Genomic DNA, 12,198 nt, shown 5'->3' with positions numbered 1-12,198 from the left:
TGCGGGTGATGCGAAATCGTTGAAACCGATTGGCGAGATCGTGTCGCGACTCGACATGGAGTCCATCTACCGGTGCCGCGTCCTCGCGTCGGTACCGGCGCTGGTGCGGCTTTTCGACAACCGTGCGTCGCGCTGCGTCGTACTCGGCATCTATCGTAACGAGCTCGCGAACATGATCGAGCAGATGCGCACCGCTCATGCTGCGCGCATCGATGCCGTTCGCGAGTTCGCTCCAGACCTTGTTCCACGGCCGGTCGACCTGGCTGCGCAGCCAGCGCCGCAGCGGCGACAGCAGGTCGTCGAAGCACTTCGTGCGATGGCGGCCCGGGTCGTAACTGTCCGCGCAGCTGTCCTCGCCCGTCCAGTCGGCGGCGCGCGGCTTGTTGCCGCGCGCCGTCTTCCGGCGCAGGCCGCCGCGCGGCCGTTCGATCAGCACTTCATGCAGGTCGGCACGCATGGCTCATCCCTTGACGCAGACGACCTGACGCAGCGTGTGCATGATCTCGACGAGATCGCTCTGCGCCGCCATCACCTTGTCGATCGGCTTGTAGGCGGCCGGCGACTCGTCGATGACGTCCGCATCCTTGCGGCATTCCACGTGCGCCGTCGCCGCGCGGTGCTCGCCGAGCGTGATGCGCCGCTTCGCCTCGTTGCGGCTCATCACGCGGCCGGCGCCGTGCGAACACGAGCAGAAACTTTCGGCGTTGCCGAGGCCGCGCACGATGAAGCTCTTCGCGCCCATGCTGCCCGGAATGATGCCGAACTGCCCTTCGCGCGCACTTACGGCACCCTTGCGCGTGATCAGGAGATCGCGGCCGAAATGCGTTTCGCGCTGCACGTAGTTGTGGTGGCAGTTGATCGCCATCCGCGTGAGCTGGAACGACGGCAGATGCTTGCGCAGCACGCCGAGTACGGTCTCCATCATCTGCTGGCGGTTCTGCGCGGCATATTCCTGCGCCCACTCGACGGCTTCGACATAGTCGTCGAACACCGTCGAGCCTTCGCTGAAATACGCGAGATCGCGATCGGGCAGATTGGCCTGCTGCTTCTGCATCTCGTTGCGCGCCTTCTCGATGAAGTACTGGCCGATGCGGTTGCCCGCGCCGCGCGACCCCGAGTGCAGCATCACCCAGACCTGGTCGTTCTCGTCCAGGCACAGTTCGATGAAGTGGTTGCCGCCGCCGAGCGAGCCGAGCTGGCTCAATGGCGACTTGTGCGAGATCTGCGGATGGCGATCGACGAGCGAGCGATAGCGCTGTTCCAGCGGCCGCCAGCGGGTTCCGGCCGAATTCGGCGCGACGACCCAGTTGCCCTTGGCGCTGCGTCCCTCGACCGTGACGAATCCGTGCGGCACGGCGCGCTCGATGTCGCTGCGGATCGTCTGCAGGTTCTCCGGCAGCTGATCGGCACGCAGCGTGGTCTGGTAGGCCATCATGCCGCAGCCGATGTCGACGCCGACGGCGGCCGGAATGATCGCGCCTTCGGTCGGCACGACCGAGCCGACGGTGGCGCCGATGCCCAGGTGCACGTCGGGCATCACGGCGATCCAGGGGCCGACGATCGGCAGCCGCGCGATGTTGCGCAACTGCTGCCGCGCGGCGTCTTCGAGCGGAACGCCGTTGACCCAGGCCTTGATCGGCACGGCGCCTTCGTCGTGGAACGTCTGGTGGAGGGCGGTGTTCATGGCAGTGCTCTCTTTCATTTCTTGATGTCGGTGCAGTGAAGCGACAAGGGTTGACCGGTCATGCACGTTGCTCTGACCGCTGAGCTACGGCGCAAGCGCCGGCGGGATTTGAACCCGCGACACACGTATTCGATGTAGACCGGCAGGCATTCGCGGCACTGCAGCAAGCGGCGACAAGGTACAGCGTGCCGGGACATGGGCTCGTGACAGGAGATGTAGTCCCGGCGGGCATTCGCCGCTTGCGGCAAGGCCGCAGTGAAACGTTGAACAAACAAATTGGCGAGGCCCTGATTGGCGGGCGGGGCCTCGTCGCCCGTTCGGACGCGACAGCGACAATGTTCTGCAGGACTTTCCAGTGCGTCTGTATTCCGCCACGACGGTGTCCCGTCGGCGGGGAATTTCACCCCGCACGCGCCAGGCGCCGGATGCTGTAGTCCTGCGGGCATTCGCTGCCGCGACCCGATTCTGATCGGTGTTCCGGTCGTGGCGGCCGCAGCGCTGATTCGCTGCGGCCATGTCCCGTTTCCTTCGAAGTGCGCCGGGGCCAGGTCACGGCCCCGCGACGGCCGGGCTCACGGACCGGCAGGGAGGAAACCCGCCGGCCGGAGCCATCCCGCCGGTCACTGTTCCGTCCCGGCGCAGGTCACCTATATCAAGTCGCGTGCCAAGCGCGACCATTCGTAAAAACAACTTGATTTTCAAGGTTATACGATTTTCGGGCTACCGCATCGGGCCCGTCCTGCCAAGCTGATCAGCTCGTGTATTATCCGGTCGGATAAAACCAGGGGACAGGGACCATGCAGAAGAAACCGCTGGTAGTGATCGGGTTCGTCGGGGCGATGCTCGATGCGGCCGACGGTCCGGGCCGCTGGGAAAAATGGCGGCCCAGCGTCGCGCTCGGCATGTACGAGGATCTGCTCGTCTCGCGCGTCGATCTGCTGGTCGACGAGCGCAAATTCAAGAAACTCGCGGGCCGCGTCAGCGCCGACCTCGCCTCGGTCAGCCCGGAAACCGACGTGCGCATGCACGACTTCCATCTGCACGACCCGTGGGATTTCGAGGAAGTGTTCGGCGCGCTGCACGACTTCGCGCGCGCCTATCCGTTCGATCCGGAGCGCGAGGATTATCTGCTCCACATTTCCACAGGCACGCACGTCGCGCAGATCTGCTGGTTCCTGCTGGCCGAAGCGCGCTACTTTCCGGCGCGGCTGCTGCAGACCTCGCCGCCGCCCAAGCAGCGCGCGGGCGATGCCGGAAGCTACGCGATCATCGACCTCGATCTCGCGCGCTACGACCGCATCGCGCAGCGCTTCGCGCGCGAAAGCGCCGATACGGCGAGTTTCCTCAAGAGCGGCATCGCGACGCGCAGCGCCGCGTTCAACCGCATGATCGAGCAGATCGAGCGCGTCGCGGTCCGCTCGAAGGCGCCGATGCTGCTGCTCGGTCCGACCGGCGCCGGCAAGAGCATGCTTGCGCGCAACCTGTTCGAGCTGAAGCAGCGCCGGCACGCGTTGAAGGGACGCTTCGTCGAAGTGAACTGCGCGACGCTGCGCGGCGACGGCGCCGGCAGCGCACTGTTCGGCCACGTGCGCGGCGCGTTCACGGGCGCGCAGAACGAACGCGCCGGACTGCTCAAGAGCGCCGATGGCGGCCTGCTGTTCCTCGACGAGATCGGCGAACTCGGCCTCGACGAGCAGGCCATGCTGCTGCGCGCGATCGAAGACAAGCGTTTTCCGCCGCTGGGCGGCGACCGCGAAGTGTCGAGCGACTTCCAGCTGCTCGCCGGCACGAATCGCGACCTCGCCGTCGCCGTGGCCGAGGGCCGCTTTCGCGAGGATCTGTACGCGCGCCTGAACCTCTGGACGTTCTATCTGCCCGGGCTCAAGGAGCGCGCCGAGGACATCGAACCGAATCTCGATTTCGAACTCGAACGGTTCGCGCGCCAGCATGGCGAGCGCATCACGTTCAATCGCGAGGCACGCGATCGCTATCTGCGGTTCGCGATGAGCATCGACGCGACCTGGCCCGGCAACTTCCGCGATCTCGGCGCGTCGGTCACGCGCATGGCGACGCTGGCGTCGCAGGGGCGCATCACGATCGATGTGGTCGACGAAGAAACCGCGCGGCTCGGCCGGCTCTGGGGCGGTGCGCGGCGCGGCGCGGCCGCCGCGGCTTCCGATGCGCTGCTCGACGCGCTGTTCGGCGATCGGCTCAGCGAGATCGACCGCTTCGATCGCGTGCAGCTCGCCGAGGTGCTGCGCGTCTGCGCGAGCGCGCGTACCGCGAGCGACGCGGGCCGCACGCTGTTCCAGGCCAGCCGCGAAAAGCGTACGTCGAGCAACGATGCCGACCGGCTGCGCAAGTACCTCATGCGCTTCGGTCTCGAGTTCGCGCAGATCCACGCGGCGGCGCGCGCGCTGTGACGCGCGCGCCGTGCGTTCAGCGCAGCGCGACGGTCTGGCGTTTCCAGACCGCATCCTGCGAGCGATAGAACACGCTCAGCGATGCCGGATCGTCGACGCGCTTGTCGGTCGCGAGCGTGGTCATGTCGATGACTTCGAAGCTGCGGCGCAGGCGGCCTTCGCTGCGCGCCTCGCGCGCGGCGAGCAGCTGCGGCTTGCCCGGCACCCAGCCGGCGAATTCGAGGTAGCCCAGATCCGGCGCGTCGAGACTCGGCGGCAGCACGTCGATGCGCCAGCCGTCGGTGTTGCGCTGGAACAGCCAGAGTTCGCGCCAGGCATCGAGCGGCTGCACGGCGAGCGCGAGCGCGGTACCGGCGGCGTTCGCGTTCGCCGACGCGGTCCAGACCAGGCCATAGGTGCAGCGACGTACCAGCGTATCGCCCGGCGATCTCGCATCGATGAGCGCCACGCAGGTCTGGCCCGGCTCGCCGGCGCCCGTGACGATGCGCAGACCCTTGCCGGCGACGGTTGGCGCTTCCGCGCTCCAGCGCGAGGCGCCGACGCGCACGGCGGCATCGGCGTAGGCGCCGTTGTCTTCCTCGGCGAGTTCGAGCTTGTTCACGCCGGCCAGCTCCTGCAGCGCGAGCGCCATGGTCGGCTGCGCGTCCTCGCCGCGGCGTGCGCGCTGGAACGCGAAGCTCGACAGCACCGCCGCGGCGCGCAGGCGCACGCGATTGCGCAGAAATTCCGGCAGCTCGGCGCGCGGCACGCGCGCCGAGCACGTCGACGCGCCAGCTGTCGAAGTCATGGCGCGCGTGCGGCGTGAGATCGGGCGGAACGCAGTCGGGGCGCGTCAGCGCGAGCGCGGCATTCGCCTGTTCTTCGGCGCTGGCCTGCAGCGCGAGCACGCGGCGATGGGCTTCGCCGTCGTAGCACAGCAGCATGCGGCCGTCGCGCTCGACGCTGCGGATCACGACGCCGAGGCTCGCAGCGACCTCCAGATGCGCGGCGATCGTCGCTTCGTCGGTCTTTGCGCGCCGCGACGAGCCGCGCCGCGCGAGGCGCTCGGCGAACGTGCCGAGCGCAGCGAAGGCTTCGGCGCCGATGGCCTGGGCCGGCGCCGCCTTGAGATAGGCCGCGGCATAGGCGAGGCCGAGCGCTTCCGCGCCCGGCGTATCGCGCAGGAAGCGCACGACCGCGAGCAGTTCGTCGGCGCGTCCGGCAGTCAGCACGACGCGGCGCACCTGCGTCGCGCGGACGTAGCCGCCGCGTTCGCGACGATGGTCGTAGACCTGCAGGTAACCGAACTTTTCGCCGCGGATTTCGAGCGTGTCGCCCTGCCAGAGCACGGCCTGCTGCGGCGCCGACTCCTTCGGCGCGGCGCGCAGCGCGATCTGGTCCTGGCTGACGATGGCGGCGACCGGCGCGGTTTCTTCGGCGACGGCGCAGCCGATGCCGATTCCCAGCACGAGCGTGGCGAACAGGCGTTTCATCGCAAGACTCCGGAAAGGACGCATCGCATCAGTCCGCATGACGCTGCTGCGCGACCGTCGTCGTGCCGAGAAGCGTATTGCCGATGAACCCGCCGTCGGTTGGCGGCGGCGCGATGATCACCGACACCTTGTCCGAGAGCTTGTCGGCCAGCGTCTTCTGGATCAGCAGCGGATGCCGCGTGATCAGCTCGCCGTCGCGCTGCATCTGTTCGCTCTGCACCTTGCCGATGCGCTCGAGACGGAACGCTTCGGCTTCGGCCAGGCGCTGGCGCGAATCGGCTTCGCCCGACGCCTCGATGCGGCGCGATTCCGCCGTGGCCTCGGCCAGCTTGATGCGCGAGGTCTTTTCGGCTTCGGCTTCGAGCTGGCGCTGTTCGATTTGTTTCTGCTTGAACGGCAGCACGTGGCGCATCGCTTCCTCCTGCGCCTTGGCCGCGATGATCTGTTCCGATGCCGCGGCCTGCGCGGCCTTTTCGCGCGTGACCTTCTCCGCGTCGGCCGTGAGCTCCGCTTCCTTGACCTGCTTTTCCTTGAGTTCGAGCGTGTATTTCATCTTCTCGGTTTCGAGCTCGACCGCGAGCAGACGGTCCATGCCGGCGCGGTAGTCGGCCGGCAGGTCGACATTGCCCATGAGCACCGAGTGCAGCACGATGCCGTCGGCCGCGAGCTTCGGCTTGAGTTCGGCTTCGAGCACGTCCTGCAGTTCCTGGCGCTTGGTCGAGAAGATCTCGCGCACGGTGTAGCGCGCGAGCACCTTGTAGATCGTGCCCTGCACGGCCGGTTCGAGGCGTTCGCTGTCGATGTGCTCGGGCAGCGTGCGCGAGAACAGGTCGACGCGCTGCGGATCGAGCGAATAGCGGATCGCGAGCTCGACGCCGAGCGACAGCCCTTCGACCGACTGGAACGGCGCTTCGCCGTCCGCCTTGGCGCTGCGCTCGGGCTTGTAGAGGCGGCTCTGCAGCGAATAGCGGCGCAGCGAATGCAGCCCCGGCACGATGACGACCACGCCTTCGCCGGCCGTCGTCGTGTTGCCGGTCCAGCGGTTCAGCCGCAGGCCGATCTCGCCCGCGCCGACGTTCTCCGTCGGCGGAGTCGAGTAGAGGGCATAGCCGCCGGCGAGCAGGGCCGCCAGCACGATCCAGCGGGGACGGAAAACGACACGGACAGCCTGCGACAGCCGCGGCGACGGAAGGGACACGAAACGACTCCTGAGTGAGCGTGGATGGTGGGATGCGGCCGACCCCTCGGCCTGTTCACCATTGCAGCGCTGCATGCGGGCGTCGCCGCGCGCGATCGCGGGCGGGATTGCGACGAAAGGTGGCGGATTGAAGGCGGAGAGGCAGGTAAGAGGTAGAGAGGTAAGAAAAGAGGAGGGCATCAGGAGCGCCCACTCACTCCTCTCCACTCATTCCTCTGCTTGCGCCGCCAGCTCCCGGCACAACCGCGCCGTCGCTTCGTCGACCGGAAAGCAGCACTCGATGTGCAGTTCCTCGATCGTGACGTCGCGCGGCGTGCCGAAGGTCGTGATCGTCGAGAAGAAGTGCAGTTCCGTGTCGCCGCGGCGCATCACCGTCGTCATCAGCGGCGTGGCGCCGGCTTCGACGTCGCGCCGGCGCCAGCGCGACGGCACGCCGGGATAGGCCAGCACTTCGGCGAGCAACGCGCGCGTCGTCTCGTCGCCCGGCGCGGCGGCGACGGCGCTGTGCAGGTGGTGGATCAGACTGCCGGCGATCTCTTCCCAGTTCGCGACGGTGCCGCGCAGGTCGTCCGGATCGAAGAACTGGCGCAGCATGTTGGTGTGGCGGCTGTCGCGGCCGCCGAGCACGAAGCGGTTGACGCGCGTCGCGGCGGCGTTCTCGCCGAGCACGTCCCAGCGCCGGTTCAACAGGAATGCCGGATATGGCTCCTGCTGCGTGAGGATCGCGTCGATCGCGCGCCGCACCTGTGCGAGTGCGGGCGTTTCGAGTGGCGACTCCGGGTATTTCGGTGCATAGCCGGCGGCGACGAGCAGCGCATTGCGCTCGCGCAGCGGCACGTCGAGCGCGTCGGCCAGGCGTACGACGAGTTCGCGGCTCGGTTGCGCCTTGCCGGTCTCCACGCAGCTCAGATGCCGCGTCGAGATGTTCGATTCCAGCGCGAGGTCGAGCTGGCTGAGCCGGCGCGCGAGGCGCCACTCGCGCAGCAGCCGGCCGAGCGGCGCAGCACCGTCCGGATTGACCGTCACTCTCGCTTCCACGACGACTCCTGGCTGCTGTCGGTCGCCGATGGTAGGCGCGTGCCTGTCGCGAGGCCATGACTTGACAGGTCATGCGCCGCACGACGCCGCCATGACAACGGATCGGTGCGACAGCTAGAATCGCCGCGCCGACCTCGATGGATTCATTCGTGACGACGCCGCCCGCAACTCGCGCGACACCGGTGCAGGACTACCTGCTGCCGGCCATCGGCATGGCCAACCTGCTCGTCGTCGCGATCGCCGCGGTGTTCGTCGTGCCGCAGTTCACGCAGATGTACGAAGCCTTCCGCGGCGAGCTGCCGAACGCGACGCGGCTGCTGCTCGCGACGTATCGCGGCTGGCCGCTGCTCGCGCTCTCCGTTCCCGCGATCTGGATGCTGTGGCCGAACCCGCGTACGCGCGGCGTCACCGGACTCGTCGTCGGCACGGCGCTCGCGATGCTGCTGGTTCCGTTCGGTCTCTGGGCGCTGTACCTGCCGCTGCTGGACCTCGCCAAGATGGCCGGCTGATCCGGATTCGCGGCGCTCGCCGAGTCCGGCGCGGACTGCACAATGGCGCAAACGGACAAGTTTCACGCCGCCGCAAAGTGCTAGCCTGATTCTTCGCACGTCTCGCCCACCCCGAGGAGTCAGCATGCGCAGTCTACGCAGTATCGTTTGCGGCCTTGTCGCCATTGCCGGAATCTCCGGCGCCGCTGCGGCGGCCCGGCTCGACGTTTCCGATCCCGTCGCCTACACCGCCGCGCATCGCGCGCTCGCCGTCGCGCTGCGCGACGACCTGCAGTCGCGCGGCACGGCGGCACAGGTGCAGTCCGACCTCGTGCGCCACGGCCGCGAAATGGCCTTGCGCGAACTCTGCGCACGCTGCGGCGCGACGGCAAAATCACTCGGCGCCGACGACGCGTACGAACCCGGCGTCTGGTTGTTCCAGGGACAGGAAGCCGCCGCGCGCGACAGTCAGGTGCTGATCGCGTTTCCGCCGGCGGGCGACGACAAGGCGTGGACGACCGTCGACGCGCTGACCCTCGACGGCCGCTGGGTCCAGCTCGATGCGCGCACGCCGCCGGCCGCGCGCGTGCTCGTCGTGCGCGTCAACGGCGCATTGTCGTTCGAACGGCAGATCGACATGGCCAACGCGCAGCTGCGCGAAGCCGGCCTGCAGACCGCAGCCGCACCGTCGGCCAAAGGCAGCGGCCACTGGACGACGCGACTCGAGTCGATCCGGCTGAACGACGACGAGGAGCCGTGGGTATCGGGCGCGGCCGAGGTCTATGCGATCACCGCCGGCATCCTGCCGGGCAACCAGGCGCAGGTCACCATCGTCGACATGCCGTACCTCGACCACGACGGCACGACCTATTACCCGCGCCAGGTGCTGCTCGACTGGAACCAGTACAGCTACGGCGCAGCCAACGTGCTGATCTACGAGCACGACGACAACACGAACTATCAGACGCTGGTCGGGCTCCTGATCCAGGCCATCGGCCAGGGCGGCTCGCTCGCCGGCTATCCGGCCGTGCAGGCGATCGCCGAGATCGCCGCGCGCATCGTCGCGGCGATGCCGGCCGGCTGGTTCTCCAACGACGACGACTACGTCGACTCGATCTACACGATCGAGAAGACGCGCGGCGAGACGCGTTACGGAGCCGGCGGCAACGTCTACGTGAACTACATTCCGTACGAGCTGCCGACCAATTGATCCGTCGAATGATGGGCTCGGCGCATCGCGCCGAGCCCGCTTTCACCGCGCCGCAACCGCCCTGCTGCGCACAATGAGAACCCGGCGCCGCGATCCGTCCGCGGTGCCGCGTCACGTCTCACGCAGGAGGATCAGCGATGAAAGTCAGCGAAGTCATGAGCGGCGAGGTCTATGTCGTCCAGAAGCAGGACACCATCCGCGACGCCGCGCAGCTCATGCGCAGCAAGGACATCGGCAGCGTGCCGGTCAGCGCCGACGACAAGCTCGTCGGCATGATCACCGACCGCGACATCGTGCTGCGCGCACTCGCCGACGGGCTCGACCCGAGCACGCCGGTCAGCCGCATCATGTCCGAAGGCATCAAGTACTGTTTCGATGACGACGATCTGCGCGACGTCGCGCGCAACATGTCGGAACTGCAGGTCCGGCGTCTGCCGGTCGTGGATCGCGCGAAGAAGCTCGTCGGCTTCGTGTCGCTATCGAATGTCGCGGATGCGGGCGATCGCAAGGCGACCGAGAAACTGCTCGAAGGAACGGCAAAGCCGCACTAGCCGCAAGTCGGGCTTGTCGCCCGCAAACGCTGCAGGTCTACTCCGGGTTTCGATGCCATCAGCCCCGGAGACGCCCGCATGACCACGAAAGCCTACGGCGCCCACGCCGGCGACAAGCCGCTCGAACCGATCGACATCGCGCGACGCGCGCCGAGTGCGAACGACGTGCAGATCGATATCGCCTTCTGCGGCGTCTGCCATTCCGATCTGCATACCGTGCGTTCCGAGTGGGCGGGCACGCGCTATCCCTGCGTGCCGGGTCATGAGATCGTCGGCCGCGTCAGCGCGGTCGGCACCGGCGTTTCCGCGTTCGCCGTCGGCGACATCGTCGGCGTCGGCTGCATGGTCGACAGCTGCCAACGCTGCAGCGCCTGCGACGAAGGCCTCGAGCAGTATTGCGAGAACGGTTTCGTCGGAACCTACAACGGCCGCACGAAAGATGCGCCTGGCCACACGCTCGGCGGCTACTCGCAGCGCATCGTCGTCAAGGACGCGTTCGTGCTGAAGATCCGCCACCCCGTAGCGCAGCTCGCCGCCGTCGCGCCGCTGCTCTGCGCCGGCATCACGACGTATTCGCCGCTGCGCCACTGGAAGGTCGGCCCCGGCAAGAAAGTCGGCATCGTCGGCATCGGCGGGCTGGGGCACATGGGCATCAAGCTCGCGCATGCGATGGGCGCACACACGGTCGCGTTCACGACCTCCGAGAGCAAGCGCGAGGATGCGCGCAAGCTTGGCGCCGACGACGTGGTGATTTCAAAAAACACGGCCGAAATGAAAGCGCATGCCGGCAGCTTCGATTTCATCCTCGACACCGTCGCGGCGAGCCACGACCTCGATGCATTCACGCGGCTGCTCAAGCGCGACGGCGCGCTCTGCCTCGTCGGCGTGCCCGAGCATCCGCATCCGGCGCCGAACATCGCGCCGCTGATCTTCGGCCGCCGCGCGATCGCGGGTTCGCTGATCGGCGGTATCGCGGAAACGCAGGCGATGCTCGACTTCTGCGCCGAGCACGGCATCGTGTCGGACATCGAGCTGATTGCGGCGCGGGAAATCAACGACGCCTACGAGCGGATGCTGCGCAGCGATGTGAAGTATCGATTCGTCATCGACGCCGCCACGATGGGGGCGGAATAGGCGCGACGGTTCCGGCGCCGGACCGGTCGGGGACGGGTCACGTGCGGACAACGCTTCGCGCTGCGTGGAACCCAGTCGGTAGCGCAAGGCGCGCGGCGCCAACGGGTCTCGGTTTCTGCACTATGATGGTGCACTCGCCCCATCCGGCAGCAATTCGTGGATCTCGCCTCGCTCTGGCCCCAGCTCAGCACCGCCGCCGCGTGTCTCGACGCACAGCAGCTGTTGCAGGCGCCGAACCCGGCCTTGTGCGAACTGCTTGGCCTCGGTTCGCGGCGGCTCGAAGGGATGACGCTCGCCGCGCTCGCGCCGGACCGGCCGGAACTCGTCGACGCGTTTCGTCGCGTGTTGAGCGGGCAGCGGGTCGTACAGTTGCGCGACTTCGCGCTGACCGCGGCGGCGGGAACGACGATCGCGGTCGATCTGACGATGAGCCCGCTCGCGGCCGGCGGGGTGCTGCTCGAAGTGCACGCGCTCGCGCCGGCGATCGGCGAGTCGACGGCGCACCTGTCCGAGTCGCTGCGCGGCTTCGCGCATGAGGTGAAGAATCCGCTCGCGGGCCTGCGCGGCGCGGCGCAGCTGATCGCGCGGCGCGTTGCCGACGACGGCGTGAAGGAGCTGGCCGGTCTCGTGATTGCCGAGGCGGACCGCCTCGCGCAGCTGGCGAACCGGTTGCTGCAAGGCTCGGCGAGCCGGGTTTTCGGCCCGGTGAACATCCACGAGGTGCTCGAACGGATCGCGGTGCTGCTGGCGTCGCAGGGGCAGGCCGCGGTGGTTCGCGATTTCGATCCGAGCCTGCCGGCGCTGCCCGGCGACACGGATCGGTTGCTGCAACTGTTCCTCAATCTCGGGCGCAACGCGCTCGAGGCCGGCGCCGATCGCGTCGTGCTGCGCAGCCGCGCCGAGCATTCGGCGCGCATCAACGATCGCATCGTGAAGCTCGCGCTGCGCGTCGACGTCGTCGACAACGGCTCGGGCGTACCGTCCGAACTCGCCGACAGCC

General features: G+C 67.9%; 12 protein-coding genes. 7 read left to right on the top strand and 5 right to left on the bottom strand.

Translation table 11 applies throughout. The annotated features are described in order from the left end of the window. On the bottom strand, window positions 1-457 hold a 457-nt coding region (locus VLF18_RS00580; protein ID WP_325277666.1), incomplete at its 3' end, for a hypothetical protein. A gap of 3 nt (window positions 458-460) precedes the next feature. After that, a complete protein-coding gene (locus VLF18_RS00575) occupies window positions 461-1,684 on the bottom strand; it encodes an RtcB family protein (RefSeq protein ID WP_325277665.1) in 1,224 nt (407 codons plus the stop codon). A gap of 797 nt (window positions 1,685-2,481) precedes the next feature. On the opposite strand from VLF18_RS00575, the gene rtcR reads away from it, so the two are divergent. After that, on the top strand, window positions 2,482-4,107 hold the full coding sequence (rtcR, locus tag VLF18_RS00570; protein WP_325277664.1) for an RNA repair transcriptional activator RtcR: 1,626 nt from the start codon (window positions 2,482-2,484) through the stop codon (window positions 4,105-4,107). Between the two features lie 16 nt (window positions 4,108-4,123). On the opposite strand, the gene VLF18_RS00565 is transcribed toward rtcR, so the two are convergent. Then, window positions 4,124-4,894, bottom strand: coding sequence for a hypothetical protein (locus VLF18_RS00565; RefSeq protein ID WP_325277663.1), 771 nt, complete (start codon window positions 4,892-4,894; stop codon window positions 4,124-4,126). On the opposite strand from VLF18_RS00565, the gene VLF18_RS00560 reads away from it, so the two are divergent. After that, window positions 4,893-5,666 (top strand): hypothetical protein, encoded by a 774-nt coding sequence (locus VLF18_RS00560; protein WP_325277662.1) that lies wholly within the window; start codon window positions 4,893-4,895, stop codon window positions 5,664-5,666. The two genes, VLF18_RS00565 and VLF18_RS00560, sit on opposite strands and share 2 nt — an antisense overlap. Here VLF18_RS00560 and VLF18_RS00555 read toward each other — a convergent pair. Both VLF18_RS00555 and VLF18_RS00550 read right to left on the bottom strand, forming a co-directional pair. After that, window positions 5,608-6,777: an SPFH domain-containing protein gene (locus tag VLF18_RS00555; protein ID WP_325277661.1), complete on the bottom strand. Its 1,170-nt coding sequence runs from the start codon at window positions 6,775-6,777 to the stop codon at window positions 5,608-5,610. The two genes, VLF18_RS00560 and VLF18_RS00555, sit on opposite strands and share 59 nt — an antisense overlap. A gap of 207 nt (window positions 6,778-6,984) precedes the next feature. Beyond that, the gene (locus VLF18_RS00550) at window positions 6,985-7,815 is read right to left on the bottom strand and encodes a helix-turn-helix transcriptional regulator (RefSeq protein ID WP_325277660.1); all 831 of its coding nucleotides are present in this window, start codon (window positions 7,813-7,815) and stop codon (window positions 6,985-6,987) included. A 149-nt stretch (window positions 7,816-7,964) separates the two neighbouring features. Here VLF18_RS00550 and VLF18_RS00545 point away from each other — a divergent pair, with 149 nt between their 5' ends. From VLF18_RS00545 to VLF18_RS00525, 5 genes are all read left to right on the top strand, one after another. Further along, entirely contained in the window at window positions 7,965-8,324 is a 360-nt protein-coding gene (locus VLF18_RS00545; RefSeq protein ID WP_325277659.1) for a hypothetical protein, read from the top strand. Between the two features lie 124 nt (window positions 8,325-8,448). Continuing rightward, complete coding sequence (locus tag VLF18_RS00540; protein WP_325277658.1) at window positions 8,449-9,513, top strand: DUF3103 family protein; 1,065 nt, start codon at window positions 8,449-8,451, stop codon at window positions 9,511-9,513. A 137-nt stretch (window positions 9,514-9,650) separates the two neighbouring features. Continuing rightward, window positions 9,651-10,064: a CBS domain-containing protein gene (locus VLF18_RS00535; RefSeq protein WP_325277657.1), complete on the top strand. Its 414-nt coding sequence runs from the start codon at window positions 9,651-9,653 to the stop codon at window positions 10,062-10,064. A gap of 78 nt (window positions 10,065-10,142) precedes the next feature. Next, the gene (locus VLF18_RS00530) at window positions 10,143-11,198 is read left to right on the top strand and encodes an NAD(P)-dependent alcohol dehydrogenase (protein ID WP_325277656.1); all 1,056 of its coding nucleotides are present in this window, start codon (window positions 10,143-10,145) and stop codon (window positions 11,196-11,198) included. Window positions 11,199-11,354: 156 nt separating this feature from the next. Beyond that, a partial coding sequence (locus tag VLF18_RS00525) for a two-component system sensor histidine kinase NtrB (protein ID WP_325277655.1) occupies window positions 11,355-12,198 on the top strand: 844 nt, incomplete at its 3' end.

Source organism: Tahibacter sp., from assembly GCF_035481375.1.
Taxonomy (GTDB): domain Bacteria; phylum Pseudomonadota; class Gammaproteobacteria; order Xanthomonadales; family Rhodanobacteraceae; genus Tahibacter.
Note: the sequence above shows the minus strand (reverse complement) of the source record. Positions and strands in the feature narration are given on the sequence as shown.